General features: G+C 47.4%; 29 protein-coding genes and 1 other annotated feature. Of the genes, 3 read left to right on the top strand and 26 right to left on the bottom strand.

All coding sequences use genetic code 11. From position 1 onward, the window contains the following. Nucleotides 1-6: 6 nt before the first annotated feature. Nucleotides 7-1,041, bottom strand: coding sequence for a phenylalanine--tRNA ligase subunit alpha (gene pheS, locus GLV97_RS14490; protein ID WP_160836309.1), 1,035 nt, complete (start codon nucleotides 1,039-1,041; stop codon nucleotides 7-9). A 319-nt stretch (nucleotides 1,042-1,360) separates the two neighbouring features. Beyond that, on the bottom strand, nucleotides 1,361-2,095 hold the full coding sequence (locus tag GLV97_RS14485) for a TrmH family RNA methyltransferase (protein ID WP_160889939.1): 735 nt from the start codon (nucleotides 2,093-2,095) through the stop codon (nucleotides 1,361-1,363). Between the two features lie 111 nt (nucleotides 2,096-2,206). Here GLV97_RS14485 and sspI point away from each other — a divergent pair, with 111 nt between their 5' ends. Next, nucleotides 2,207-2,422 carry a small acid-soluble spore protein SspI gene (gene sspI, locus GLV97_RS14480; RefSeq protein WP_160836311.1) on the top strand — a complete coding sequence of 72 codons (216 nt, stop codon included), beginning with the start codon at nucleotides 2,207-2,209 and terminating at the stop codon, nucleotides 2,420-2,422. 191 nt (nucleotides 2,423-2,613) lie between these two features. Here sspI and GLV97_RS14475 read toward each other — a convergent pair whose 3' ends face one another. Next, nucleotides 2,614-2,790: a hypothetical protein gene (locus tag GLV97_RS14475; RefSeq protein WP_160836312.1), complete on the bottom strand. Its 177-nt coding sequence runs from the start codon at nucleotides 2,788-2,790 to the stop codon at nucleotides 2,614-2,616. Between the two features lie 42 nt (nucleotides 2,791-2,832). Here GLV97_RS14475 and GLV97_RS14470 point away from each other — a divergent pair, with 42 nt between their 5' ends. Then, entirely contained in the window at nucleotides 2,833-2,985 is a 153-nt protein-coding gene (locus GLV97_RS14470; RefSeq protein ID WP_160840759.1) for a hypothetical protein, read from the top strand. A gap of 55 nt (nucleotides 2,986-3,040) precedes the next feature. Here GLV97_RS14470 and GLV97_RS14465 read toward each other — a convergent pair whose 3' ends face one another. Both GLV97_RS14465 and GLV97_RS14460 read right to left on the bottom strand, forming a co-directional pair. Continuing rightward, complete coding sequence (locus GLV97_RS14465; protein WP_160840760.1) at nucleotides 3,041-4,126, bottom strand: M42 family metallopeptidase; 1,086 nt, start codon at nucleotides 4,124-4,126, stop codon at nucleotides 3,041-3,043. A gap of 82 nt (nucleotides 4,127-4,208) precedes the next feature. Continuing rightward, nucleotides 4,209-4,694, bottom strand: coding sequence for a dUTP diphosphatase (locus GLV97_RS14460; protein ID WP_160836314.1), 486 nt, complete (start codon nucleotides 4,692-4,694; stop codon nucleotides 4,209-4,211). Nucleotides 4,695-4,805: 111 nt separating this feature from the next. Here GLV97_RS14460 and GLV97_RS14455 point away from each other — a divergent pair, with 111 nt between their 5' ends. Then, the gene (locus GLV97_RS14455; RefSeq protein WP_160836315.1) at nucleotides 4,806-5,216 is read left to right on the top strand and encodes a sigma-w pathway protein ysdB; all 411 of its coding nucleotides are present in this window, start codon (nucleotides 4,806-4,808) and stop codon (nucleotides 5,214-5,216) included. 36 nt (nucleotides 5,217-5,252) lie between these two features. Here GLV97_RS14455 and GLV97_RS14450 read toward each other — a convergent pair whose 3' ends face one another. From GLV97_RS14450 to GLV97_RS14350, 21 genes are all read right to left on the bottom strand, one after another. Next, nucleotides 5,253-5,825 (bottom strand): TVP38/TMEM64 family protein, encoded by a 573-nt coding sequence (locus GLV97_RS14450; RefSeq protein WP_224870722.1) that lies wholly within the window; start codon nucleotides 5,823-5,825, stop codon nucleotides 5,253-5,255. A gap of 38 nt (nucleotides 5,826-5,863) precedes the next feature. Then, entirely contained in the window at nucleotides 5,864-6,136 is a 273-nt protein-coding gene (locus GLV97_RS14445) for a DUF1294 domain-containing protein (protein ID WP_160840825.1), read from the bottom strand. Nucleotides 6,137-6,222: 86 nt separating this feature from the next. Further along, nucleotides 6,223-6,579, bottom strand: coding sequence for a 50S ribosomal protein L20 (gene rplT, locus GLV97_RS14440; protein ID WP_160836316.1), 357 nt, complete (start codon nucleotides 6,577-6,579; stop codon nucleotides 6,223-6,225). Between the two features lie 30 nt (nucleotides 6,580-6,609). Then, nucleotides 6,610-6,807, bottom strand: coding sequence for a 50S ribosomal protein L35 (gene rpmI / locus GLV97_RS14435; protein ID WP_027955182.1), 198 nt, complete (start codon nucleotides 6,805-6,807; stop codon nucleotides 6,610-6,612). 33 nt (nucleotides 6,808-6,840) lie between these two features. Next, the gene (infC, locus tag GLV97_RS14430; protein ID WP_160836317.1) at nucleotides 6,841-7,344 is read right to left on the bottom strand and encodes a translation initiation factor IF-3; all 504 of its coding nucleotides are present in this window, start codon (nucleotides 7,342-7,344) and stop codon (nucleotides 6,841-6,843) included. Between the two features lie 81 nt (nucleotides 7,345-7,425). After that, nucleotides 7,426-7,550, bottom strand: a sequence feature (ribosomal protein L20 leader region). Between the two features lie 322 nt (nucleotides 7,551-7,872). Then, nucleotides 7,873-9,819, bottom strand: a complete 1,947-nt coding sequence (thrS, locus tag GLV97_RS14425; protein WP_160836318.1) for a threonine--tRNA ligase — start codon at nucleotides 9,817-9,819, stop codon at nucleotides 7,873-7,875. A 332-nt stretch (nucleotides 9,820-10,151) separates the two neighbouring features. Beyond that, nucleotides 10,152-10,961: a sporulation protein YtxC gene (gene ytxC, locus GLV97_RS14420; protein WP_160889938.1), complete on the bottom strand. Its 810-nt coding sequence runs from the start codon at nucleotides 10,959-10,961 to the stop codon at nucleotides 10,152-10,154. Between the two features lie 156 nt (nucleotides 10,962-11,117). Next, nucleotides 11,118-12,050, bottom strand: coding sequence for a primosomal protein DnaI (dnaI, locus tag GLV97_RS14415; protein ID WP_160836320.1), 933 nt, complete (start codon nucleotides 12,048-12,050; stop codon nucleotides 11,118-11,120). Nucleotides 12,051-12,067: 17 nt separating this feature from the next. Next, nucleotides 12,068-13,423 (bottom strand): replication initiation and membrane attachment family protein, encoded by a 1,356-nt coding sequence (locus tag GLV97_RS14410; protein WP_160889937.1) that lies wholly within the window; start codon nucleotides 13,421-13,423, stop codon nucleotides 12,068-12,070. A gap of 58 nt (nucleotides 13,424-13,481) precedes the next feature. Further along, nucleotides 13,482-13,946 carry a transcriptional regulator NrdR gene (gene nrdR, locus GLV97_RS14405; protein WP_160836322.1) on the bottom strand — a complete coding sequence of 155 codons (465 nt, stop codon included), beginning with the start codon at nucleotides 13,944-13,946 and terminating at the stop codon, nucleotides 13,482-13,484. Between the two features lie 39 nt (nucleotides 13,947-13,985). Further along, on the bottom strand, nucleotides 13,986-14,360 hold the full coding sequence (locus GLV97_RS14400) for a cytosolic protein (RefSeq protein WP_160840762.1): 375 nt from the start codon (nucleotides 14,358-14,360) through the stop codon (nucleotides 13,986-13,988). Between the two features lie 165 nt (nucleotides 14,361-14,525). Continuing rightward, entirely contained in the window at nucleotides 14,526-14,903 is a 378-nt protein-coding gene (gene speD, locus GLV97_RS14395; protein ID WP_027955174.1) for an adenosylmethionine decarboxylase, read from the bottom strand. Nucleotides 14,904-15,143: 240 nt separating this feature from the next. Next, nucleotides 15,144-16,178, bottom strand: a complete 1,035-nt coding sequence (locus tag GLV97_RS14390; RefSeq protein ID WP_160840763.1) for a glyceraldehyde-3-phosphate dehydrogenase — start codon at nucleotides 16,176-16,178, stop codon at nucleotides 15,144-15,146. A gap of 130 nt (nucleotides 16,179-16,308) precedes the next feature. Continuing rightward, the gene (gene coaE, locus GLV97_RS14385) at nucleotides 16,309-16,908 is read right to left on the bottom strand and encodes a dephospho-CoA kinase (RefSeq protein WP_160840764.1); all 600 of its coding nucleotides are present in this window, start codon (nucleotides 16,906-16,908) and stop codon (nucleotides 16,309-16,311) included. Nucleotides 16,909-16,920: 12 nt separating this feature from the next. Then, the gene (locus GLV97_RS14380; RefSeq protein WP_160836326.1) at nucleotides 16,921-17,517 is read right to left on the bottom strand and encodes a manganese efflux pump; all 597 of its coding nucleotides are present in this window, start codon (nucleotides 17,515-17,517) and stop codon (nucleotides 16,921-16,923) included. A gap of 44 nt (nucleotides 17,518-17,561) precedes the next feature. Further along, nucleotides 17,562-18,401, bottom strand: a complete 840-nt coding sequence (mutM, locus tag GLV97_RS14375; RefSeq protein WP_160836327.1) for a DNA-formamidopyrimidine glycosylase — start codon at nucleotides 18,399-18,401, stop codon at nucleotides 17,562-17,564. 16 nt (nucleotides 18,402-18,417) lie between these two features. Continuing rightward, complete coding sequence (gene polA, locus GLV97_RS14370) at nucleotides 18,418-21,057, bottom strand: DNA polymerase I (RefSeq protein WP_160840765.1); 2,640 nt, start codon at nucleotides 21,055-21,057, stop codon at nucleotides 18,418-18,420. 153 nt (nucleotides 21,058-21,210) lie between these two features. Continuing rightward, complete coding sequence (hflC, locus tag GLV97_RS14365) at nucleotides 21,211-22,140, bottom strand: protease modulator HflC (protein WP_160836329.1); 930 nt, start codon at nucleotides 22,138-22,140, stop codon at nucleotides 21,211-21,213. Next, complete coding sequence (hflK, locus tag GLV97_RS14360; protein WP_160836330.1) at nucleotides 22,137-23,090, bottom strand: FtsH protease activity modulator HflK; 954 nt, start codon at nucleotides 23,088-23,090, stop codon at nucleotides 22,137-22,139. The genes hflC and hflK overlap by 4 nt, the downstream gene beginning before the upstream one ends. A 383-nt stretch (nucleotides 23,091-23,473) precedes the next feature. Next, on the bottom strand, nucleotides 23,474-25,231 hold the full coding sequence (gene pnpS, locus GLV97_RS14355; protein WP_160889936.1) for a two-component system histidine kinase PnpS: 1,758 nt from the start codon (nucleotides 25,229-25,231) through the stop codon (nucleotides 23,474-23,476). Next, on the bottom strand, nucleotides 25,232-25,930 hold the full coding sequence (locus tag GLV97_RS14350; protein WP_423784934.1) for a response regulator transcription factor: 699 nt from the start codon (nucleotides 25,928-25,930) through the stop codon (nucleotides 25,232-25,234). Nucleotides 25,931-26,013: the final 83 nt, after the last annotated feature.

The raw sequence follows: 26,013 nt of genomic DNA, 5'->3' as shown, positions 1-26,013 counted from the left end.
CCTCCCTTAAGCTTTATGATACTGTTCCAAGAACCGGATATCGTTTGTATAGAAGTGACGGATATCGTCGACCCCGTATTTCAGCATGGCAATCCGTTCAGGTCCCATTCCGAAAGCAAAGCCGGAGTATTCGCTGGAATCATAGCCGGCCATTTCCAATACGTTCGGGTGGACCATGCCTCCGCCAAGGATTTCGATCCAGCCCGTCCCCTTACAGACAGAGCAGCCTTTACCTCCGCAGACTTTACAGGAAATGTCCATTTCGACCGATGGCTCTGTGAACGGGAAGAAGCTCGGACGAAGGCGGATTTCTCGTTCGGCACCGAACATCTGCTTCGCGAATGCATTCAATACCCCTTTCAAGTCACTCATACGGACATGCTTATCAACAAGCAGACCTTCAATCTGGGTGAACTGGTGAGAGTGAGTAGCATCGTCGGTATCGCGGCGGTATACTTTACCAGGACAGATCATTTTCACAGGCTCCGCGCCGTTTCTAGCACCCATGGTTCTTGCCTGTACAGGAGAGGTGTGGGTACGCATCAACAATTCTTCTGTAACGTAGAAGGAATCCTGCATGTCGCGGGCCGGATGGCCTTTCGGCAGATTCAACGCCTCGAAGTTGTAATAATCGGTTTCCACTTCAGGCCCTTCCTTGATTTCAAAACCCATCCCGATGAATAGGTCTTCAATTTCTTCAACAATACTCGTCAACAGGTGCGGGCCGCCTACTTTGACTGGACGGGCGGGAAGGGTTACATCAATGCTTTCCTCTTCCAGCTGCTTTTCAAGAGCCTCGTCCTCAAGGCCTGTCTGTTTAGCTTCGATCGCATCTGCAATGTTCTCGCGCACGTCGTTGGCGAGCTGTCCGATGACCGGGCGCTCTTCCTTCGACAATTTACCCATGCCCCGCAGTACTTCCGTAATCGGACCTTTCTTTCCAAGGTACTCGACACGAATGTCTTTCAATCCCTGAATGGAATCAGCGGTTTCCACTTTCTGCAGCGCTTCCTGCTTCAGCTGCTCTAAACGTTCCTTCATCAGTAATTCCTCCTTTAATGAAAATAAAAAAAGCCCCCTCCCTGTAAAAAGGGACGAGACTTGTATGGTTTGTTTCGCGGTACCACCCTTGTTGACACCTGTGGTGCCCACTTGTAAGAAATAACGGACGTTCATCCGGGCCGAAACGGCCAGCTCCAGAGTGAAATTTCAACGAATGTCACGATGGCAGCACTCCCAGTCTATGGTGCTTCCTCCCTGAAACGATTCCCATTCATTTACTTTGCTCTATCTCAGCTATTGATCGATGTAATTATTAGAACTGCATTTATTATAGTCAAAGTTGCTGCTGGATGCAACCTCAGCTTTTCAAATGATACATAAGAACAGCACCCGCAATGGCAGCATTCAGCGACTCCGCCTGTCCATATATCGGAATATACACCTGCTGATCCGCCGCCTCGACAAGTTCTTCAGAGATGCCGCTGCCTTCATTTCCAACCACTAACGCAGCTTTCTCAGGAATCGGAAGGTCCTTGTAAGAGGCGGCGTTCTCCAATGTAGAGGCCCAGATTTCCACGCCCTGGTCCTTCAATCCGCCCACATAATCCGTAAGGTCTCCTGTCAGGACCGGTAAATGAAACAGGGAGCCTTGAGAAGCACGGATCACTTTATCATTGAAAATATCCACAGAACCAGTGCCGACAATGACTTGATCAAAGCCGGCGGCGTCTGCTGTCCGGATCAGTGTCCCGATATTCCCCGGATCCTGTACAGCATCGAGCATCAGAGTAAGGCTTCCCGGCGTAAAGGTATAATCTTCTTTAGCGACAACAGCCGCAATCCCCTGAGGCGTTTCCGTCTCAGCGACGGCCGCAAACACGTCCCGGCTGACGATGGTATAAGGAATATCATCCGGAAGGGTGACTTCCGTTTCCTCACGGACAATCAGTTCTTTGACGGTCCACCCGCTTTTCATCACCTCTTCCACGAGATGAAACCCTTCGACAAGAAACGTACCTGTTTGATTTCTATACTTTCGTTTATGTAGTTTCTTCCAATTCTTCACTTTTGCGTTTTGTAAGGAAGTGAGCATTGTCGTCCCTCTTTTCCTGTTTATTTCTCATTCATCATACATAGCCGCACCACGGTTGGTCAAACTAATCATGAATAATTTTCGAAACCTATTACAAAGGAGGACGCGGCGATGAATTTAAATCTGCGTGCAGCGATTCTGTCCAACGTCAGCAATCATAATGCCGAACAGCTCGAAGCCACTATTGATGATGCCCTGCAGAAGGGTGAGGAAAAAATGCTTCCAGGTCTCGGTGTATTCTTTGAAATGCTGTGGAAAGAATCCGATGAACAGGAACGCCAGGAAATTCTTGATACATTGGAACAGAGCTTAAAACAACAGAAATAAGAGTGAAAAAAAAGCTTGTAGAGAAACCCCTGGTTCTCTACAAGCTTTTCTCTTTCTTACCACCAGGAGCGTAAGCCCCTTCCCTTTCCGCGGACGAGCGCCCGAGCTTCCTCGCCAAACCCACGCTCGGCGATCTCGGCCCACTCGTTCTTCCGCCGGAGTGGAAGGGGCACCGCTCCTTGGGGATTCTTTCAAATTGAAAAAGACTCTTCTTCACCCAGCTCATCCTTGATGGATGGAGGGCAGTCTTTTTCATATTCCGGCAGGCAGCCGTCATCAGCGCCTGTGCTTTCCTTTTTCTTTTCCACGCAAGCGGCCATAGCGCAGCCCATGCCGGTCTTTCGAATCTGCGAACCTGCTTCGTGCACAGTCTCTCCTATATACTCTAACGTCGGCACGAGGAGCGTTCGGTGGTGATGCCTGCGGGAACAGCACGGGCCGAAGATCCACTTGGACAGGCGGTCTTCCTGACCAAGTCAGCTGAGGGCGTGCACGCGGCATTCATCCACCAACAAGCGGAATGTGACCCTTTAAACGACATATGGACAACTCTAACTGGTTGACACAGACTTTTTCTACAGCCAAAAAAGCCAGCCTCCATGGGCTGGCTTTTTAAAATTATTGGAATGTAATTTCCTTCACTGTATCGGCATCAAGGCCTTTAATGACTTCTACGATTAAACGGACCGCATTTTCAAAATCATCCCTGTGAAGCATAGCCGCATGGGAATGAATGTAACGCGTAGCAATCGTAATAGAAAGGGCCGGAACTCCATCATGACTTAAGTGGATGGCCCCGGAGTCTGTTCCTCCGCCGGCAAGAGAATCAAACTGATAAGGAATATCGTTTTCATCCGCTGTATCCGTAACAAAATCACGCAGTCCCTTATGGGAAATCATAGAGGCATCGTACAGGATAATCTGCGGGCCGTCTCCCATTTTACTGGAAGCATCTTTATCCGACACACCAGGAGTATCCCCTGCGATTCCGACATCGACACCGAAAGCAATATCAGGGTTGATCAGGTTGGCAGACGTCCGTGCACCACGGAGGCCGACCTCCTCCTGAACCGTTCCGACACCGTAGACGGTATTCGGGTGTTTTTCCCCTTTCAGCTGCTTCAGTACTTCGATCGCAATCGCACAGCCGATCCGGTTATCCCATGCTTTGGCCAACAGCATTTTTTCATTCTTCATCTGAGTGAATTCAAAGTATGGAACGACAGAATCTCCCGGTTTCACACCGAATTCCATCGCTTCTTCGCGGCTGGAAGCCCCGATATCGATGAACATATCCTTGATTTCCACAGCCTTTTTCCGCTGCTCAGCAGGCAGGATATGCGGCGGTTTTGAACCGATGACACCGGTAAGGTCGCCATTACGGGTCATGATCGTTACACGCTGGGCCAGCATCACCTGACTCCACCATCCTCCGACCGTCTGGAAGTAAATATAGCCGTGATCGTCAATACGGGTTACCATGAATCCGACCTCATCAAGGTGACCAGCAACCATAACACTCGGGCCTTTTTTATTTCCCACTTTCTTTGCGATCAGACTTCCCAGATTATCTGTGAACACTTCATCCGCATAGGGAGTGATGTACTGCTTCATGACGTCACGGGCTTCTCTTTCGTTACCCGGTACACCTTTCGCATCCGTCAGATCTTTCAACATCTGCAGTGTTTCATCTTTTTTAGCCATATGTATTCAAATCCTCCTTTTTCTATCCAATGTTATTATAAACCCTTTGAAGCGATTTCACAAAAATTCTGCCATTTTGTGATTAATAACCTTGGTCCTGTCTCTTAAAATTCACTTCATTTTTATTTATATACGCCTCTTTCAAATCCTCTGCCGTAATTCCAAGAGTACGGCCTAAGGAAACATAGGCATGAAACAACGCTTCATAATTATCCTTCGTCCTTTCGTGACGGAAAACCTCCACCCGGCTGTACACTTCCAGGAAGGCGTCTGTCTGCGTCATTGAACGGTTCTCCTCTTCCTGATGGGTATAGCGGAAACCAAGGTCCAAACCAAGGGACAACAGGAAATGAACTCCGTCGACATACTCCTCCTGAATGACGGATGGAGCGCTCGGCCCTTTGGTGCTCCAAAATTTAAAGCAGCGGGTTTCATTCGCCAATTCCCCAAGCTCTACTAATAAAGCAAGAATCTTGGATTCCACATAGCCGCTTTTCTCCAAGTCGTGCTGTTGTTCAATATATTGGTCCAGTTTCTTCTGCATCTGGTATAACGATTCCCAAAACATCGTTTGACCCTCCTAAAAAAATCATCGATAATAATGTATCATTTTCTGAAACAAAAAGACATGCTGATACGTATAGGAGGCACGCACCTTCAAGGAAGGAGTCCGATATTTATGATCATCCTTTTGTTCCGACTGCTGCTGCTTCTGGCTGTAGCCTTTATCATGTACACCGCCTATAAATTCATCGTTAACCCACGCAGGAAGCTGGACCTTGCCCGGGATAAGAAAGAATTTTACTTTCATGACAATCAAGAAGATACGAAGGAAAACTTCCTGATGACCTTGAAAGGTCATGTATTTGAAGGGGAGAAATATTTAGGGACAACGGAAGATGCCTTCGAGGTCGTTACCATCAATGTGAGTGCCCATGACCCACAGAAGCTTCAAGGGCTGGACCGGGAGGATCTTTACTTTATGGAAAAAGAAATCCTGCTCCGTTATCCGCACGCTTCTATTGAATGGAAATATCCGATCAACCGTCTGATCATCCACCCGTTGAAGAATAACGATGACTTCCATTAAAATAACCCTCTGCATTCTCACTGCAGAGGGTTATTTTTATGGGTTCGTCTGGAAGAAATCGTGCCAGAGAAACACTTCACTTTTTTTCCGGATCATAAAACTCACCCCGACGAGAGCTCCCGAAAAAGCGACCATCATCGGCAGGGAAAAAAGCGTGACCCACTGACCGACAGATGTGTAAATAAAAGCAAGTGGAAAATTAGCAAATAAAGATGATTTCGCGTAATCCTTAAAATCTGCACTGCTTTCAATGAGACAATAGGACAACAAGTGAAAATGAATGAAAGGAACAAGGCGCAGCACAGCCACCTGTCTGACGGACAGCGACGCCTGCTTCTTCATCCACCGCTCCTTAATCCCCGCCATCCTTTTCATCACCCACGGCATGATCCGGATCGTCCTGTAAAACAAGAGGCTGGATATCATCGTCCCAATGACAGAGTAGGCCGTCCCCGCAATCGGGCCGAACAAGACACCTCCGGTTATACAGACGAGCATGACCGGCAGAAACAAAAACGGCCGAAGCATATGAATTCCGATAAACAAGAGCGGCGCCCAGGCTTCCTGATGTTCCAACCATGCCAGCACAGCTGTCGTTGTCCCGCCCACGTCAATCCCCTCCCTGCCTACATCTTATGACAGGATATTTATGTATAGAACCTCATGTACAGCCAGCCGATCAACAGCGCATGGGCAGCTGCAAGCAATGGAAAGCCTGCTGCAAATGCCTTATGTTTCGTCTTATGACGAAAAACCTTCATCCCAAGCATGCCTCCTAACGCGCCTCCGATCCATGCCAGCAGCCAAAGATGCTTTTCCGGCACCCTCCACTGCTCCAGCCGCGACCGCTTCTTGTCCACTCCCATCAGAATAAACAGCCACGCGTTTACCACCAGGTAAAACAATGCTGCATACACCATCACTTTCACACTCCCCTCATTGATTGAAACAGGGTATAAAAAAAGAGCCATTTCCAACCGGACGGAAATGGCTCTTTCTCATACTGTTACTTAAGAGCAGATTTAGCTTGCTCAGCTAGACTTGCGAAACCTTGTGCATCGTTAACAGCAAGATCAGCAAGCATCTTACGGTTTACTTCGATACCCGCAAGTTTAAGACCGTGCATTAGACGGCTGTAGGAAATGTCGTTCAAACGCGCTGCAGCGTTGATACGGGCGATCCAAAGCTTACGGAAGTCGCGCTTTTTCTGACGACGGTCGCGGTAAGCGTACTGTCCTGATTTCATTACCTGCTGTTTAGCAGTTTTAAATAGTGCGTGCTTTGAACCATAATAACCTTTTGCTAGTTTAAGGACACGGTTACGACGTTGACGTGTCACTGTTCCACCTTTTACTCGTGGCATGGTAATCCCTCCTAATTAAATCAGTCTTTATTAGTCTTTTGGAAGCATATGCTTGATGCGGCGGTAGTCTCCTGCAGAAACTAGTGCCTCTTTACGAAGCTTACGCTTTTGCTTAGTTGATTTGTTTGCGAACAAGTGGCTTGTGAAAGCGTGGGAACGTTTCACTTTACCTGTTCCAGTTTTTTTGAAGCGTTTTTGAGAACCTTTATGGGTCTTCATTTTTGGCATGTGAATTTCCTCCTTTAAACTTGATACTTTGTCTTACTTCTCGCCGAGAGGAGCAAGCATTAAGAACATGCTGCGACCTTCCATTTTAGGCTTGGTCTCAACCTGGGCGACATCTTTGCACTCTTCAGCCAGACGTTCGAGTACTTTCTGCCCTAGTTCCTTGTGTGTGATGGCACGTCCGCGGAAACGGACAGATGCTTTCACTTTGTCACCTTTAGACAAGAACTTGCGTGCGTTACGAAGTTTTGTGTTGAAGTCGTGGTCTTCAATCCCTGGGCTGAGACGCACTTCCTTCACTTTGATGACGGTTTGTTTCTTACGAGCTTCTTTTTCTTTCTTCTGCTGCTCGAAACGATATTTTCCGTAGTCCATCACTCGGCAAACCGGAGGCTTCGCATTTGGGGCCACCATAACAAGATCAAGATTTGCGTTTGCTGCAATATCAAGCGCTTCGTTACGGGATTTAACTCCAAGCTGCTCACCATTCACGTCGATCAGACGGACTTCACGGGCACGGATTTTTTCATTAACGTTCATGTTATCCTTGCTAATATCGAGCCACCTCCAACTAGTTTTAGAAAACTTATATGAGATCTGTCATCGACAAGATTCCTGCTGCAAATAAAAAAAGTGTCGGTACACATTATGCACCCACACGTATCCTAACATTTAAGGAATTAGTGACCTGCCAACTGCTTTATCAGCGTCGATCAGGTGAGAAGCGGGTGCTCCTACTTGTCTCTAGATCCGTTCATTCAGTTACCTAAACAATAATAGCATGCCTGATGATGCATGTCAACAATCAAATGTTGTTTATCTGACTACCTAATCTAGGATAATCGAAATCCGGATAAAAATCAATCCCTTTCCTGCAAACCAATGCCTGGAAAGAGAGGATTGCGATGCTGGGTGAACGGGAGCACAGGCTGTAGTGTTCTCCCCGGTCCACGCACACCGTCTGAAAAAGAAGAGACCCGAAAGGATAAAAAGAACCCGTACCAGGAGCGGCATTTGTCCGTCCTCGTACGGGTTTGACAGGTTATACATTCTTTTCCGCTTCAGCTGTTACTTTCTTAGAAGCTTTTGGTCGATCTCGTTTTTGATTTCGGACTTGAATGTGTCTACAGATTTTGTAGCGGAGTCCTGCTCTCCGTAACGACGGACGTTGACCGCATGACCTTCAATCTCCTTATCTCCAACGACAAGCTGGAACGGAACTTTCTGTATCTGAGCTTCACGAATCTTATAGCCGATCTTTTCATTCCGCTCATCCACTTCCACACGCACGCCTGCTTCACGAAGTTCATCCTCCAGTTTTTTAGCATAGTCCAGATGGACATCAGCAGAAACCGGGATTATCTTAGCCTGGACAGGTGCAAGCCATGTCGGGAATACGCCTTTGTACTCTTCAATAAGGAAAGCTACAAAGCGTTCCATTGTTGAAACGACACCACGGTGAATAACGACCGGACGGTGATCCTCTCCATCTTCCCCGACATAAGTCAGGTCAAACCGCTCCGGAAGGTGGAAGTCCAGCTGGACAGTGGAAAGTGTTTCGTCTTTACCGAGGGCTGTTTTCACTTGGACATCCAGTTTCGGACCGTAGAAGGCCGCTTCCCCTTCAGCTTCCACATACTCCAGCTTCATATCTTCCATCGTTTCTTTGAGCATGCCCTGCGCTTTATCCCACATCGCATCATTGTCGATGTATTTTTCTTTATCCTCCGGGTCCCGGTAGGACAGGCGGAAGTAGTAGTCATTGATGCCGAAGTCACGGTACACTTCCTGAACAAGGCGGACAACGCGCTTGAATTCATCCTTCAGCTGATCCGGGCGGGCAAAGATATGAGCATCATTCAAGGTCATCGCACGAACACGCTGAAGACCGGCAAGGGCTCCGGACATTTCATAACGGTGCATCGTCCCGAGTTCAGCAATCCGGACAGGCAGATTCCGGTAGCTGTGCATCTGGTTTTTATAGACCATCATATGGTGAGGACAGTTCATTGGCCGAAGCACAAGATCTTCGTTATCCATTTCCATTGTCGGGAACATATCATCCTGATAGTGATCCCAGTGTCCGCTCGTTTTATAGAGATCGACGCTGCCGAGAACAGGCGTATACACGTGATCGTAACCGAGACGCTCCTCTGTATCGACGATATAGCGCTCAATCGTACGGCGGATGGTCGAACCTTTCGGAAGCCACATCGGAAGTCCCTGGCCGACTTTCTGATTGATTGTGAAGATTTCAAGTTCCTTCCCTAATTTACGGTGGTCACGTTCCTTCGCTTCTTCAAGCATCTGCAGGTATTCATCCAGGTGGGCTTTCTTCTCAAAAGCTGTACCGTAAATACGCTGAAGCATCTGGTTGTCGCTGTCCCCTCTCCAGTAAGCGCCGGAAATGCTCAACAGCTTGAAGACTTTGATTTTACTTGTCTGCGGCACGTGGACACCACGGCAGAGATCAAAGAATTCACCCTGCTTGTAAATCGTCACCTGCTCCCCTTCAGGAATGGCTTCGATCAGCTCAAGCTTCAACTCATCGCCGATTTCCTTATATTTCTCGATCGCTTCTTCCCTTGAAAGCTCAATGCGTTCGATCTCATGGTTTTCATCCACGATTTTCTGCATTTCCTTTTCGATTTTCGGAAGATCCTCCGGAGTCAAGGATTCCTCCATATCGATATCATAATAGAATCCATTTTCAATGACCGGACCAACGCCAAGCTTCACGTTTCCGTAAAGACGTTTCACTGCCTGGGCCATCAGGTGGGCAGTAGAGTGGCGCGCCACTTCCAGACCTTCTGGATTTTTATAAGTCAGGATTTCTATTTCCCCGTCCTGTTCAATGGGACGTCTAAGATCGTAAGGTTCGCCGTCCAGCTTGATCGCCAGAGCCTGCTTCTTCAATCCTGAAGAAATTGACTTAGCAATATCCTCACCTGTGGTCCCTTTCTCAAACTCCTTCATGTTTCCGTCTGGGAATTTGATTTGAATCACATCCGCCATGTATAACACTCCTTTTCTAAATAAATAAAAAAACGCCCATCCCTCAGCATTGTGCTAAGGGACGAGCGTTGTCTCTCGTGGTTCCACCCAGTTTCCCGCATCCTCAAAGGGCTGCGGCTTCATTATCCTTAACGCGGATCAGACGCTGTCCATTACTCTGACTCATTTCACAGACAGGGCTCCAAGGTGGTAAACGATAAGCCGTTAAGAAGGAGCTTCCAGCCGATGACTCCTCTCTCTGATCCTACGCCACTTTCCGTTCATATCCTTATCAAAGCCATTGATTTAATATGTACGTATTATATCCATTTGCGAAAAGGAAATCAAGGGCTTTAAAAAGGAAATTGTGATTTAGGCTTCCAGACAGCCTTTTCCTCAAAGATATTCATCAACAATTCCAGGTTGGAATTCTCCGCCTGATCAGAATAGATGATGATCTCCTCGGGGGCATGGACGAGCGCCGGTGTGACCGGCCATTCCAAAGGCAGATCAGACACAGCTTCATCCGGGTATTGTTTCTGATACAAACGGGTCTCCGAATGACTCAGCGGGTTGCCTTCATCATGGAAGTAAGTCAGTCCATGATCATCCAGGATATGAAGCAGCTGTACACCTGTATCCTGATGATGAACGCGGTGCCGCCAGGAATCCACCAGCAGCTGGTACGATTCTTCCTGCTTGTATTCATCGATGACTTTTCCGGTATAATCCGCAAGACACGTGTGTATATGAGCCAGGCAGCCCGCACTCAAGTCATCAAACACCACCGCATCCCTTACGTGCACATACTCCTGAATGTAGGCTTTAATATAGTGGTGGACAGGCGGCAGACGCAGGCCCGCTGGAGGATGAGAATCAAATTCCTGCTCAATTTCGAGGATGCGCTGAATTTCATCGGCATCATCGAAATGATACGAGAACCGGAGGACCCCTTCCATCCAGGCTGGGATTTTCCTTTTCCGTACGACATGGTGCAGGGCCCGCACCACGTCTACATAAGCAGACTCCCTTGAGGACGAATGCATTAATTTAACAGAAAAGCGCCTGCCGCTTTCCTCATAAACCCACAGCTTCTGTTCGGAAACGATGGCATTATAAAACGTTTCGGCTTCCAGACGCTTGGAAAAAGATAAGTCAAACACCAGAATTCCCCCTCATCCCGACTTTCCATCCTATGTCTATCATCAATGCTTCCTGGAAGCATAGAAAATATCATCAAGACCGGCTCGTCTTTTCTTTGTTATATTTATGAGAGGGATAGGAAAATCATGTCACTGACCTTCCTGTTCGAAAAAAATTTATGAACGCCTGTTCTGCCCGTCGACAAAAACCGTCTCACTCAGCTGCTTGATGCGTTCGGTAATCCGCTTCGCTTTTACTTGTTCCACATCGCCGCGGCTGCTTGTCATCAATACCTTTTCAAGCTCATTCAACGTGTAATTGGACGTAAAAAAGACAGGCAGACGCTCCATCATCCGGTAGTGGAGAATACTCCCCAGGATTTCATCCCTGAACCAGGCCGACTGGGACTCTGCCCCGATATCGTCCAGCATCAACACCGGCGTTTCTTTAAAAGCGGTAATTTTTTCGTTGAGGGAATCATCTTTGATGGATGATTTCATCTCTCTGACAAATTCCGGCATATAAATGATCATCGATGGAATCTGTTTATCACTGAGGGCATTGGCGATCGCCCCGAGAAAATACGTTTTCCCCACACCGAATGGTCCATGAAAATACAAGCCTTTGGCCGGAAGTTCATCACCGAGACTTTCAATATACCGGACGGTTTCAGCCACCGCTCCGCCGCGGTCAGGGTCTTCCAGATCCATCCGCTCCAGAGACGCTTCCAGAATTTCTCTCGGCATATGAAGGCTGCTCACCAATGATTTCTGGTACGACTGCTGTTCCTGTGAACGCTGGCGTCTGCATTTATCATAAATAAGTTTAATGTCCGTCCCTTCAACTTCCAGCGACGGGACGTATCCAGGCAGAATGTTGATACATTCCTCCCTGGAGGGGCATTTTTCGCAGTTTTTCGATTGAGTACGGTATTCATAAAGCTTGATCAGGTGCTTTTCCACGGCCTTCTCATCCAAGCCTTCATTTTCCTGCATCAGCCGCTGGACTTCGCTGGAGTCCAGAACCTCCGCTTTCATTTGGTTATAGCGCTGCTGGAACTGCTTATTATCTTTCATCCATTTCTTCAGTGACTGCTGGATGGGCTCCATTCCGTTCACCCCTTACTCTAATTTCCTCTATTGGTCAGCCTGGCAATCCGGGCTGCGATGTCCTCTTTATCCACCTGAGGCTCAGCCGTAGATGCAGCGGTAGGCTGCTTCTCTTCCTCCTTGTTGAACCAGACAGGAATGACTTCATCTTTTTGGGAGGCCCGCTTCTGTGTTTTCTGACGGCCCCACTGCTGGTATTTCTGGTGTTCTGCCTTGGCGAGATTCATAGCCTGGCGGACAGTTGTTACATTTTTACGCGCCCAGTGACTGGCGATTTTCTCCATATAGGATTTCGACAATTTCATATCCGTCTTCAACATGACGTAGTGAACAAGCACGTTCATAACCCCGGCCGTCATTCCCTGTTCCGTCATGACATCCCGGATCAGCTTCAAGTCCTGCTCTGATGCGCTGTTACCGTTGGATAGATCTTCAAGAAGCTCTCTCGGAGATATCTGCTCGAGCATTTCAACAAACTGGTCTTCCTTGGAGCCCGTCGTCCCTTTTTCCATAGATGCCCATTTCTCGCGGTCATCCACAGACGCATGCTGCCCCGTTTTTTCTTCCTTCATAAAGTCATGGCACGCAGCCTTGAACTCTTCTTCGACCAGGCAGTGGTTTTCATCAATCGCCCATGTCACCGCTTTTTCCAGTTCCACGTTGGATAAATCATACAAACTGGCCAGCTGCACAATTAATTTTTTATTCCGTCCGGTTAAAATCCGTTCGCTTGGATACATCCTCTTATGAAGCGCTTGGCGGAGCCAGGTGAAATCGACGCGCCCTTCCGAGGTGCGCGGCCCCCTGTACTCCTGGGAACGCTTCTGTTCAGCCATCACTTCTGTTTCCCTCTGGACAGATTCCATCATTTTATGATGGAAGACTGCGTCAAAAGAAGCCGTGATTTCTTCATATCCTTCCACGGAAGGCTCCGGCTTAACAAAGCGGCTTTTCACCTGCTCATACTTATCCTGCCCCAGTTCATGGGTCAAAAGAAGCGCCAGCATGTCATCCTGAAAAAATTCCTCCGGCGTAAAAGGAGGATGGACCGCATAAATATAGATGGTCTGCTCGCTTTCTTCCTTGGAACGATACGTTCTCAACAACCCGAGCGCTTCCAGTCTTCCTCTCGCTTCATAAATCTTATCCAGAGGAGCTGAAAGGTACGCCATCAATGAATGATGCGTTTGAACTGCATCCTGATCAGCAAGATCCGCTTCGGACAGGAGCAAATGATAAAGGGATACAGCCAGTCGTCCTACGATCGGCTGATATAGATGGGATAACGAACGATGAAAATTTCGAGGCATTTCTCCGCTGTTCCTGACTTTAAAGCCGTCTACAGGCAGCAGTCTGCCAATGGAATGATTCATCGTCTACACCTCCTTCGTTCATCCAAATCTATGAAAAAGAAAATGAGCCGGCCCAGGCTCATTCATCATGATCATCTTTAATTAATTCTTTCAATTCGTCAATAAATACGTTTATATCTTTAAACTGACGATAAACCGACGCAAAACGGACGTAGGCCACTTCATCGACTTCAGATAAACGACCCATGACCATTTCGCCGATATCCTCACTCAGCACTTCTGAAACGCCGCGGTTCCTCAGTTCCTTTTCAATATCCAGCGTGACGGCTTCGAGCTTCTCCACTTCAACCGGACGCTTCTCACAGGCTCTGATCAGTCCCCGCATCAGCTTTTCCCTGCTGAATTCCTCACGAGTCCCCTCTTTTTTCACGACAATCAGAGGGACTTCTTCAATCCGCTCAAACGTTGTATAACGAAAGCCGCACTGTTCACATTCTCTACGTCTTCTGATTGTCTGACCTTCCTCTATAGGTCTAGAATCAAGCACCTTTGTGCTCTTGTAGTGACAGTTAGGACACTTCACCTTTGATCAACTCCACATCGTCTTCGTTTCATCATCGAATCACCCGGGATCCACAGCTGTAAACTGCCGGTCCAGCTGTTCATAGAACTGTACGATCAGATTACGGCTGTAGCCAAAATCCACAGGACCGCCTGAATCAGTGGTGACCGAAAAGTCAACCGCCGTGCGGAACGGACGAACCATAATGATTGTGGCTACAACAAACGCCCGCCGCTTTCCTTTATAGGTGATCGTCAGTTCCCCGCGCTCCTTGGAGACGGCTTTAATTTCGGAAGGTGAGGGGAACATCTCTTCCACAGCACGGAAAATCTCATCATGCTTCGCTTTGTAATAGTGTGTGATAAGGGCCGTGTCCTTATGCTGTTCACTGGTTTCGGAATGAGTGCTGAGATACCTGGAAATAAATGCTTTCACTAATCTGACTCCTTCAGTCCATTCGACATAATCTTAATTTATTTTAACATGACTTTCATAAATTAGAAACGGTTTTACAGAAGGAGGGGCTGGCAGCATAATCCAGCGTGAAGGCAGAAAAAAAGCCATGCAGATCGTTCTGCATGACTTTCCTGCTTTATCTTCTTACAGGGCACGGGCTTCCTTGACTTCAACAGGTCCCATCCCTCTTGGTACTTCAACGGTTTCGTTCCGCCCGGCTTCCAATGCTTCTACAATATAGTGTGCAGCTACATTGGGATCAATGCGGTCCCCGCACGTATATACATCAATGCTGGCATATCCGTGTTCAGGGAAGCTGTGTATCGTCAGATGCGACTCTGAAATAATGACAACTCCACTGACGCCATGAGGGGCGAATTTGTGAAAAGCCACCTCCCGCACTTCTGCACCGGCTTTCAGTGCAGCATCAACAAAAACCTGCTCTATATACGACATATCGTTCAATTTCGATTCATTACAATCCCATAGTTCAGCTATTACGTGTCTTCCCATTGTATCCATAATGGATCCCCCTTTGTACATTAACTTCTTCCCCTCTGAAATTACGGCCATGTACTACCACGGGGGAAAGTTAGTCCTGAGAGGTCCTAACCCTTTGAGTAGACATGAAGATTTTTGAAATTCAGAAGTTCAAAAGAAAGTATAAAGGGTTTATCCGTTTTTTGCAAGATATATTTGAGCAGGCCCAATAAGGCTTATGAAGAGCCTTCATCCGTTGTCAGGGAGATCCACCGGGGTCTTCTACGATACCCTCGCCGTCCTTTCCTGCTTCATTAAGTTTCCCACATATTTAGCAAGATCAACAACGCGGCAGGAGTAACCCCATTCATTATCATACCAGGCCAGTACTTTCACTTTTGACCCTTCCATCACCTGAGTTGACAATCCATCAATAATAGCAGACGACGGTGAAGTCGTATAATCAATGGATACAAGCGGCTCATCGCTGTACTCCAGAATACCTTTCATTTCACTCTCTGAGGCAGATGCGAAAGCTTCGTTCAATTGCTCTTTCGTAACCGCTTCCTTAAGATCAACCACTAAATCCACTAAAGAGACGTTCGGTGTCGGGACACGCAGAGCCATCCCATTCAACTTGCCCTTCATGCTCGGAATGACATCTCCAAGAGCCTTGGCTGCTCCTGTGGAGGTTGGAATGATGGACTGGGTGCACCCCCGTGCTCTCCGCAGATCCTTATGAGGGTTATCCAGGTTCTTCTGATCGTTTGTAAAGGAATGAACGGTTGTCATCAATCCATTTTCAATACCAAATTCATCTTCAAGCACTTTCACCACCGGCGCAAGACAGTTTGTCGTGCAGGAGGCATTGGAAATAACATCGTGCGTTTCGGGGGAATAGGAATCCTCATTAACCCCCATCACGATCGTAGCATCTACTTCCTTGCCAGGAGCTGTAATGATTACCTTTTTGGCTCCTGCATCCAGGTGGAGCGCTGCCTCATCCTTCGTCCGGAACTTCCCAGTGGCTTCAATGACAATATCCACACCAAGCTCTTTCCAAGGGAGCTCAGCCGGGTTTCTTGTGGAGCAGAGCTTGATTTTCTTCCCATTTACCATTAATCCTTCAGGAATCGTACGCACTTCCCCATCGAATCGTCCATGAACACTGTCATATTTCACCATATGAGCGATCGTTTCAGCAGGATAGCTGGCATTAACAGCCACAAGCTCCACTGTATCGTCTACCGCCGCCTGTCTGAATACCATACGTCCGATTCTTCCCAAGCCATTAATGGCGATCTTTGTTTTCCCCATGATGTTACAGCCCCCTATATATGATATACTTTTTGAAGCATTTCTAGGATTAGTATAACATATTGTAAGCGCTTTTGAAGTGGGATCAATAATTTTACACAAAAATAACACGTCTTTCTCAGACGTGTTATTATACGAGGTTCCACCGGTGAAGTATGTCTCTTAATTGACGAAAGCTCTCTTCTTCGGTTCCGTTATTATCAATCACCGCATCCGCCATTTCTGCTTTACGGCTGACAGGGATCTGCGAAGCGATCCGTTCGCGGGCATCTTCCCTTGATGAACCATCGCGCTCCATCAGTCTCTGCAGCTGCGTTTCCTCATCGACCGCTACGACAAGTACCCTTTCTACATAATCGGTCAGGCCGCTTTCATAAAGAAGAGGGATATCCAGGACAACCGCCTTGTAATCTTCCTCTTTATAGGATTCGCGCCGACGGATCATTTCCTCACGGACGCGGGGGTGAACGATGTCATTCAGTTCTTTCCTTCGCTCTTTACTACTGAAAATTACTTTCCCGAGCTTTTTCCGATCCAGGGTTCCGTCTTCAAAAAGCACATCCTTACCAAAAACGTGAACAATGTCCTCATAAGCGGGCTCTCCGGGACGGACAACATCCCTGGATATTTGATCCGCATCTATAACAGGAATCTCCCACTCATCAAACATGCGGGATACGGTACTTTTTCCACTTGCGATACTGCCGGTTAAACCAATGACCAGTGTCATACAATCCTTCCTTTACGATAGCTTGATCAAGCCGATGATGATCAACAGCACCCCGGGAAGAATGGAGATGCTCTCCACCCTGCTTGTCAGTTTCGATCCAGCGATGATCCCCGTGCTGAGCATAAGAAAAGTGGCCGAAGCAATGAGGCCCGCCGTCATCAGAACAGGAAGACCAATAAGGGCTCCGCTGATGCCCGCGCCTATGGTATCCAGAGACAGGGCGGTTCCGAGCAGCCATACTTCTTTTCCTTGAATCCCACCCGATTTATCAACATCAGCGGTCACTGGATCATTCAATACTTTCGCAGGGTTCAGCCAGGGGTCCTGCTGATCCTCGGTATGTTTTTTGAAAAACTGCCTTAAAAAATAGATGCCGATTCCAATTAAAGCGACAGCTCCGGCCTTTTCCGCCATTTCCGGTTTAACAACATGAACGAGCAGATGACCGAAATAGGAGGAAAGAAGAAACACCATCCCGGAAACAAAGGCAATGACCACAATGCCCCAGAACGCGAGTTTCACTTTTTTCAAGCCGAGCACGCAGCCAATCCCGAAGCTGTCGACACTTACGGCCGTAACGAATAAAAATATGAACATTCCGATGCCCATACCGCCCACTCCTCTAACATGGAAGTGGGATAGTATATGGCTGGTTATTCAATTACGTGAAGCGGCTGACAGACCGGACACACGTGTGTGCCCCTTCCCCCAACTTTTGTTTTGACGATCGATGTCCCACAGTTCCGGCATTCCATATCCTGTCTGCCATACACCTGGAGCTTCTGCTGGAACATCCCGATTTCACCCTGGCTGTTTAAATAGGACCGGATCGTTGTGCCTCCCTGTTCAATGGCCTCTAAAATAACAGCGATGCTTGCTTCCCGGATGCTTTCAGCTTCTTCTCTTGTCAGTGTACTGGCCATCCGCTCCGGATGAAGACCGGCTCGGAAAAGGGCTTCATCTACATAGATATTGCCAAGACCGGCAACGATTGACTGATCCAGAAGAACCGCCTTCATATTACGGCTGGTCTTCAATAACTTCTGATGAAAATAGTCAAGAGTGAAGGCTTCATCAAAAGGATCGGGCCCGAGCTGCACCAGTGGTTTATTCAAAGCCTCTTCCCCTTTTTTAAAGGCATGCATCGTTCCGAACTTCCGTACGTCGTTGTAGCGGAGCTCTGTCCCGTCTGTAAAATGGAAAATGACGTGCGTATGCTTCGGTTTTTCAAGCGTTCCATCATAGACGCCGAATTTCCCTTCCATGCGCAGGTGGGAAACAAGGGCAATATCATCGAGATGAAAAATGAGAAATTTCCCCCTGCGGTCGATATCCTGGATGGACTGCCCCCTCAAAAGATCTCCGAAGGCCCTGGGATCCTTCGGTTCTTTAATGATGTTCCCCCAGAAAACAGAGACATCCTGTATTTCTTTCCCCAAGGTTAAATGCTTCAACGTTTTTCTTACAGTTTCCACTTCTGGTAATTCCGGCATCTTTCATTCTCCTTACTTATTTCGCATCGTACCAAGTGCTTCCATAGGAGGAATCCACCTTCAAAGGTACATCAAGCTCTACGGTGTTTTCCATAACAGCTGCCACAAGCGTTTCCAGCTTCTTGATTTCCGCTTCCGGCGCTTCAATAATGAGTTCATCATGTACCTGCAGGAGAACTCTTGCTTCCATCTTCTCTTCACGGAGCTTCTCCTCCAGATCGATCATGGCTTTTTTAATGACATCCGCGGCACTGCCCTGGATGGGTGTGTTCATAGCCGTACGTTCAGCAAAGCTGCGTTTATTGAAATTCCGGCTTGTAATATCAGGAAGGTAGCGCCGGCGGTTCATAAAGGTGCGCACATAGCCTGTCTCCTTCGCTTCGCGGACAGACTCCTCCATGTAGCTTTTGACACCCGGGTAACTTTCCAAATATTTATCAATGAACGCCTGTGCTTCTTTTCTCGTAATTCCGAGACTTTGGGACAAACCATAATCACTGATGCCATAAACAATCCCGAAGTTGACGGCTTTCGCCTGCCTGCGCATTTCACCGGTAACCTCCGACGCCGTTACGCCGAATACTTCAGAGGCGGTCTGAGTGTGAATGTCCTTATCCTGCCGGAACGCTTCAATCAGCTTTTCATCCCCGGCGATGTGGGCCAGCACACGCAGTTCAATCTGCGAATAGTCACTGGCAAACATCACCCAGCCTTCTTGGGAAGGGACGAATGCCTGACGGATTTTCCGCCCTTCCTCCAGACGGATCGGGATGTTCTGCAGGTTCGGATCCGTGGAACTCAAACGACCGGTCTGGGTTAGCGCCTGATTGAAACGGGTATGAATCTTACCTGTATCTTCATGAACGACCTTCAACAGCCCTTCAATGTAGGTGGATTTCAACTTGGACAGCTGGCGGTTCAGAAGGATCTTAGGAATAATTTCATGCTTCTCCTCCAGCTGCTCCAATACATCCGCGGAGGTGGAGTAGCCTGTTTTCGTTTTCTTAATGACAGGCAGACCAAGCTTTTCGAACAAAATAGGGCCCAGCTGTTTCGGAGAATTCAAGTTGAATTCTTCCCCTGCCAGTTCATAGACTTCCTGTTCGACTTTATTCAAACGCTCTTCAAGCTCTGCCCCCATTTCTTCCAGACGGCTGACATCCACGGACACGCCACGGTGCTCCATTCGTCCGAGAATAACAGCCAGAGGCATTTCAAGCTCCATAAGCAGCTCATACTGTTCATTGGCCTTCAGCTGTTCCTCCATGTTTTCTTTCAGCTTATACAGCACAGCTGCCTTTCTAGCAATGTGTTCATAAACGACCTGATCATCATCCGGACGCTTCATTTTCGCACCTTTGCCATACACCTCTTCATCATATTGGACCGCTGTCTCTCCCATTCGATGAGCGATGGCGGGAATATCATGGTTATTTTCAGAAGGGTTCAGCAGGTAGGAAGCAAGAAGCAGATCAAAGCTGATCCCTTTGATATCCACGCCGTGCCTCATCAGAGCCACAGCCGTCTGTTTGGCATCGAACACCCATTTCTCTTTGGAGGCATCTTCCACCCAGGAAACGAATGCTTCTGATTTTACCGCATTCTCCATGGAAAGGACGAGTTTGGAATGATCGTTGACGATGGCAATCCCTTCAACAGGAGCGGTATGATAGTTTTCATAAAGCATCTCCACCACGAGCGCCTCTGCACCAGTGAACACATCAGCAGACACCTCATCAACAACCTCTACTTCGATTTCAGGCAGAGCCTCTGCGACAGACTCCCCCTCTCCCCCTTCCTGTATTCTTGGAAGCAGGGACTGGAATCCGAGTTCTTTGAAGAAACCACTCACCTGCTGGGTTTGATATCCTTCATAGCCGATCGTATCGACGCTGATCTCAATCGGGGCATTTCTCTCGATTGTTACAAGCTGCTGGCTCATAAAGGCGTTGCCGCGGTTGGTTTCCAGCTTTTCCTTCAGTTTTTTACCACTCACATCGTCCAGGTTTTCATAAAGGTTTTCCAATGTCTCAAACTGTTTCAGGAGCTTAACAGCTGTCTTCTCACCAACACCCGGAACACCCGGGATGTTATCGGAATTATCCCCCATGAGGGCTTTCAGGTCGATAATCTGATCCGCCCGGACGTCCATTTTTTCCATCAGGAAAGAAGGGGTGTATGTATCCACGTTCGTGATCCCTTTTTTCGTAAGACTGACGGTGATTTGATCGTTGACCAGCTGCAGAAGGTCCTTGTCTCCGGAAATGACCTTCACCTCAAGGCCTTTCTCACCAGCCTGCGTCGCCAGCGTACCGATAATGTCATCGGCTTCAAAGTTGGGAAGCTGGTAATACTTCACTCCGAAAGCGTCCAGAAGCTCTTTTAGTACAGGAAACTGTTCAGAAAGCTCAGATGGGGTTTTCTGCCTTCCACCTTTATACTCCTGATACGTTTCATGACGAAAAGTCGTTTTTCCTGCGTCAAATGCAACAAGAAGGTGATCCGGTTGATCTTCCTCCAGAATTTTGAGCAGCATCGTCGTAAATCCGTAAACGGCGTTCGTATACACACCTTTATCATTATTCAGCAGCGGCAGGGCAAAAAACGCCCGGTAGGCAATACTGTTTCCATCAATCAATACAACTTTCTCAGCCATAAACTCACTCCTTAACCGGAAATGCCCCTCCCTTTTCACAAAGGCAGTCGCCTGCATTTCCAAGCGTTGTTATTCCAGTGTTCCCTAAAAGAAAACGCCTTTTCCTTCATTCTACCATGATTCATGTAGAGAAGGAAAAGGCGCGCCCGTTCGTTATTCGTAGTAGCCGAGAAGCAGATCGGCGTATGGCGATCCCTTGGGAAGGATAATGGTTGTTTCCCCGTCAATGGTTTTCTTGTAGGACTCCAGCGTCCGGTACAACTGATAAAACTCCGGATCCTGGGAGAAGGAATTGTTATAGATTTGAGCAGCTTCCTGCTCTCCTTCCGCCCGGATTTTTTCTGCATCGGCCCTCGCTGTGGACAGCATCTCTTTGACTTCTCTGTCAACTGAAGCGCGGATCCGGCTTTTTTCTGCTTCCCCTTCAGACAAATAAGTCTGAGCGATTTTTTCCCTGTCCGTAATCATCTGGTTGAAAACGGCCTCTTCATTCGCCTGAGGGAGGTCGGAACGCTTAATGCGGACATCATCCACGACAATGCCATAATTGTCCCGTTCCAAATATTCATTCACCCGTTTGGCAATTTCCTCGTTCAAGGTGCCCCGGGAGCTTTCTTCCTCATTGATGATTTCCGAGAAGTTCATCTTCCCGAGCTCCGCCCGGACGATGGAGAAGATAAATTCTCCCATCCGCGCTTCTGCGCTCATCATTGTTCTTGCATTGGAAATCATTTTCTCCGGATCAGATATGCTCCAAACCGCATAGTTATCAATAATCATCCGCTTTTTATCAAGCGTTGTGATTTCTTTCTCATCCACGTCATACACCATTTTCTTTTGGGAAAGGGTGGCGACTTCCTGGATAAGCGGCACTTTAAATTTCAACCCGGGATCTTCGTGGATTTTAATGACATCACCGAACTGTCGAACCACTTTATATTCCCCTTCTTTTACAATGACAACAGAACTGAGAGCGATTAAAACCACCCCGACGACAGCCACTAAAGCAAGACCGGCTTTCATAAACCTGCGGAAGTCCTTCTGCTGCTTTTCGTTGATATCCTGAATTCGATCGTCGGTCATGATTCCTCCTCCTCTTCTGATTCTTCCTGTGCAGGGGCCGCCGGCGGATTCTGCTGCTGCAGAGGAAGATATTTCATCGTATCTCCCTCATCATTCATTACGTAAACGTCCGCTTCCGGAAGGACTTCCTCCAGCGTTTCCATGACAAGACGTTCTCTCGTTACACTCTCATTGCCCTCGTATTCATCAAGCAGCGCGTCAAATTTGGAGACGGCTCCTTCCGCTGTACGGACCCTGTCCACCTTGTCTCCTTCCGCCCTTTGAATAATGGCATCCTTTTCACCTTTAGCCTCTTCACGCATCTGGTTGGCATACTTCTCAGCTTCGTTTACTTTACTTTGTTTTTGTTCACGTGCATCGGTTACTTTCGTAAACGCACTTCGGACTTCTTCGTTCGGCAGATCCACCTCCTGCAGGCGGACATCAATGATGGAAATCCCAATTTCATACCCTTCAATCAGGCTGACAAGGTCTTCCCTGACCTCATTTTCGATTTCTGCTTTACCTGAAGTCAGCGCTTCATCAATTTCACTACTGCCTATGACTCCCCGGAGAGTAGAAGAGGTGGCATTGAAAAGCACCTGCTCTGGATTCTCAGACGCAAAAAGGTAACCGGCTGGATCTGTAATTTTCCATTGAACGACGAGGTCTGCTTGAACGATCATGTCGTCTCCTGTAATCATCGTCACTTTATCAGCCTCTTCGCCTTCCTCATCGAAGCCAAAATCCAGGCTGAATGTTTCCTTGGACATTTTCTCTACTTCCTGGACCGGCCACGGCATTTTAAAATGAAGACCCGGCTCTGTAATTCCATCCTCCGCTTCCCCGAACGTAAGCACGACAGCCTGCTCGGATTCATCCACGGTGTACCACGTGGTCATGAATACGACAAGCAGAACAGCTGCTGCTGCAACCAAACCGGCCCACTTATATATCTGTTTCAGACTCATGTAGACTTCCCCTTTTTATGTAGATTACTATTCTTTACGAATATGTAACAAAAAGGTTTCAGAATCTCGTCTTTAAATAAAAGGCTCTGGTATTGCTTGGTGTTGTTATTTAACATGTGAGCGCCTATCCCCCCTTTCTGTCGTGGGATTTGTATGAGGCGGCCTTGGGAATGCCATGCTCTGGGCAAACAACGGACCGGACCCCTAATCCCAGACGGAGACGATTTAGTAATCGTTTAAAAGATCAACAACAGACTTTAACAGAGCCAAATAAAAAAAAGACAGAAGCGAGGGAAGCTTCTGTCCAAAAGAGAAAACACCTTGGATGAAAGGGTTTCAAAGGTAGTTTATCGAAACAATGTTAATTCCAATTTAATGAAATATTAATTTTCCGTAAACTTCTTGGGAATTTCTACATAGAAGGTTGTCCCTTGATCCACGACACTTTCTACGCTGATGTTTCCATGATGGGCTTCTATGATATGCTTGACGATGGCCAGACCGAGGCCGGTACCACCGGAATTACGGCTTCTCGCCTTATCTACCCGATAAAAGCGTTCGAAAATCCTGGGAACTTCATCCTCCGGAATGCCCACACCGTTATCAGAGACAGAGACAATCACCTTATCTTCTTTTTCTTCAAACTGAAGAGAAACTTCTCCATCATCACGGCTGTAGTTAATCGCATTCGCCAGTAAGTTCATAAACACCTGTTTCAAACGACTGGAATCCCCGCGTATAATCGTTTCTCCTTCCACCGAAGAACGCAGATGGACCCCTTTCTGCTCGGCATGCTGCTCGACGATAGGGAGGAGATCGTGAAGAAGACGCTGCACATCAACGCTTTCGATATTGAGATGGAAATCTTCCCGCTCAAGCTTAGACAGCTCCAGAAGATCCTGAATCAGTGACTGCAGACGGCCGCTTTCCTTCAATATGATCTGAAGAAACTGCTCGAGCATCTTTTCATCCTTCATCGCGCCGTCCAGAAGTGTTTCGGAAAATCCACGGATGGAGGTGATCGGTGTTTTCAGCTCATGAGAAACGTTGGCCACAAAGTCCTTTCTCATCTGCTCCAAATGTTTCAATTCAGAAATGTCGTGAAACACCAGAACAACACCTTTCCATTTCCGGCCTTCACTGAAAATAGGTGCTCCAGTTACCTCAAGATGCTTCCGATTGATATTGACTGGAAGCACAAACGTCTCACTGATCGTTTCTTCAAACATATAAATCTTTTTCACGGTTTCATGGATGGTTGTATAAGGGATGGCATCATGGTAGAGATATCCGATGTAATCTTTCTGCTCACCGCCGAATGTCTCCATAAAAGCACGGTTGGTCAAAAGGATATAGCCTTTCTCATCTATCAGCATCAGCCCGTTGCCCATATTGTTAATGACGGCTTCCAGCTGATTCTCCTGCATTCCTTTCGTACTGGTCATTTCCTGAAGGTTGCGTGCAAGAATGTTAATTGACTGACTCAGCTGACCGGCTTCACCGTAGTGACCTTCATAGGTACGCGCCTTATAATTCCCTTCCGCCAGTTCATTCGCTACATCAGCGGCCGAACGGATGGGACGGATGTATTTCGAAAAGACATTGTAGCCGAGAACAAAGATGATCACCAGCCCTATCAGCAGGGTACACCCAATCAACAGCCAGATGTTTTTTGTAATGTTGGTCAACGAGTTGACGGGGGATAAGAGAATGAGTGTCCCTTCGACATCATTCACCTCATTTTCAACAGGATAATAGAAGATATTATCTATCAAATAGCCTTCATTGTCTGTGATCTGACCTGTCTTTACTCTTGTCAGAACGTGCTGCTTTTCGCTCTCACTGATTATAGGAACGGTCTCAACGGTATCCAGCAGTTTTTCACCTTCATCTGAAATGAAAACCATTCCTGTGTTCAGCTGTTCACTAAATTCAAAAAGTTCCTCTTGACTGACATTCTCATCACTCGTAAACCTTTCCAAATAAGTGACGAAATACCGGCTCTCAAGTTCCACCCGTTCTTCAAAAATGTTAATAAAATACCCGCGCGTCAGCTGGGCAAGAATAATTCCAAGACCAAGCATAACGATGACGACGAGTATGGAGTAGGTCATGAGTGGTCTTGTATTGGAGGAAGCCATCTATTTCGGCTCCTCCATCTTATAGCCAAGGCCGCGGATCGTCTTAATATACACCGGTTTTTTCGTATCCGGTTCAATCTTCTCCCGCAGGTGACTGACATGGACGTCAACAATACGGGTATCCCCGGCAAAATCATAATTCCAGACCGCACTTAACAGCTGGTCTCTCGATAAGACCCGGCCGAGGTTCTGGCCTAAATAGAGCAGCAGCTCAAACTCCTTCGGTGTAAATGTCAGCGGCTTGTCTTTAATCGACGCTTCATACTGCTCAGGATAAATAATTAAATCAGCCACCTGAATCATTTTCATTTCCGCTGCCGCCGGTTCACGGACCATTCTTCTTAAGATTGCTTTAATCCTTGCGACAACCTCCCTCGGACTGAACGGTTTCGTTAAGTAATCGTCCGCTCCAAGTTCAAGGCCGAGCACCTTGTCAAATTCATCATCCTTGGCGGTCAGCATTAGAATCGGCGTGGACACCTGCATCTGCCGCAGCTGTTTACACACTTCCATTCCGTCCATCCCTGGAAGCATGACGTCCAGTACGATGAGATCAAACGTGGAATTTGATGCTTTCTCGAGGGCATCTGTTCCTGAATAAGCCACTTCTGTTTCAAATCCGGCCTGGTCTATATTGTATTTCAACAATGTTACGATGGATTCTTCATCATCGACAATCAGTATTCTTTGTTGTTCCAATCCCATCACCTCAACTGCAAAGTTAATCTCATCATACAATGAAGTTTACATTTTGAATACGGATCTTTATGATTTTTACTTAA

This window comes from Halobacillus litoralis, assembly GCF_009856355.1.
In the GTDB taxonomy this organism is placed as follows: Bacteria; Bacillota; Bacilli; order Bacillales; family Halobacillaceae; genus Halobacillus; species Halobacillus litoralis_B.
The sequence above is the reverse complement of the archived record's forward strand: the minus strand, read 5'-3'. Positions and strand labels throughout refer to the sequence as shown.

Bases quoted from the DNA above. Each gene is read 5' to 3' on its own strand.
- pheS (WP_160836309.1), bottom strand. From the start codon at position 1,041: ATGAAGGAACGTTTAGAGCAGCTGAAGCAGGAAGCGCTGCAGAAAGTG.
- GLV97_RS14485 (WP_160889939.1), bottom strand. From the start codon at position 2,095: ATGCTCACTTCCTTACAAAACGCAAAAGTGAAGAATTGGAAGAAACTA.
- sspI (WP_160836311.1), top strand. From the start codon at position 2,207: ATGAATTTAAATCTGCGTGCAGCGATTCTGTCCAACGTCAGCAATCAT.
- GLV97_RS14465 (WP_160840760.1), bottom strand. From the start codon at position 4,126: ATGGCTAAAAAAGATGAAACACTGCAGATGTTGAAAGATCTGACGGAT.
- GLV97_RS14460 (WP_160836314.1), bottom strand. From the start codon at position 4,694: ATGTTTTGGGAATCGTTATACCAGATGCAGAAGAAACTGGACCAATAT.
- GLV97_RS14455 (WP_160836315.1), top strand. From the start codon at position 4,806: ATGATCATCCTTTTGTTCCGACTGCTGCTGCTTCTGGCTGTAGCCTTT.
- GLV97_RS14445 (WP_160840825.1), bottom strand. From the start codon at position 6,136: ATGGTGTATGCAGCATTGTTTTACCTGGTGGTAAACGCGTGGCTGTTT.
- rplT (WP_160836316.1), bottom strand. From the start codon at position 6,579: ATGCCACGAGTAAAAGGTGGAACAGTGACACGTCAACGTCGTAACCGT.
- rpmI (WP_027955182.1), bottom strand. From the start codon at position 6,807: ATGCCAAAAATGAAGACCCATAAAGGTTCTCAAAAACGCTTCAAAAAA.
- infC (WP_160836317.1), bottom strand. From the start codon at position 7,344: ATGAACGTTAATGAAAAAATCCGTGCCCGTGAAGTCCGTCTGATCGAC.
- thrS (WP_160836318.1), bottom strand. From the start codon at position 9,819: ATGGCGGATGTGATTCAAATCAAATTCCCAGACGGAAACATGAAGGAG.
- dnaI (WP_160836320.1), bottom strand. From the start codon at position 12,050: ATGGAGCCCATCCAGCAGTCACTGAAGAAATGGATGAAAGATAATAAG.
- GLV97_RS14410 (WP_160889937.1), bottom strand. From the start codon at position 13,423: ATGAATCATTCCATTGGCAGACTGCTGCCTGTAGACGGCTTTAAAGTC.
- speD (WP_027955174.1), bottom strand. From the start codon at position 14,903: ATGGATACAATGGGAAGACACGTAATAGCTGAACTATGGGATTGTAAT.
- GLV97_RS14390 (WP_160840763.1), bottom strand. From the start codon at position 16,178: ATGGGGAAAACAAAGATCGCCATTAATGGCTTGGGAAGAATCGGACGT.
- coaE (WP_160840764.1), bottom strand. From the start codon at position 16,908: ATGACACTGGTCATTGGTTTAACCGGCAGTATCGCAAGTGGAAAAAGT.
- GLV97_RS14380 (WP_160836326.1), bottom strand. From the start codon at position 17,517: ATGGGCATCGGAATGTTCATATTTTTATTCGTTACGGCCGTAAGTGTC.
- mutM (WP_160836327.1), bottom strand. From the start codon at position 18,401: ATGCCGGAATTACCAGAAGTGGAAACTGTAAGAAAAACGTTGAAGCAT.
- polA (WP_160840765.1), bottom strand. From the start codon at position 21,057: ATGGCTGAGAAAGTTGTATTGATTGATGGAAACAGTATTGCCTACCGG.
- hflC (WP_160836329.1), bottom strand. From the start codon at position 22,140: ATGACCGACGATCGAATTCAGGATATCAACGAAAAGCAGCAGAAGGAC.
- hflK (WP_160836330.1), bottom strand. From the start codon at position 23,090: ATGAGTCTGAAACAGATATATAAGTGGGCCGGTTTGGTTGCAGCAGCA.
- pnpS (WP_160889936.1), bottom strand. From the start codon at position 25,231: ATGGCTTCCTCCAATACAAGACCACTCATGACCTACTCCATACTCGTC.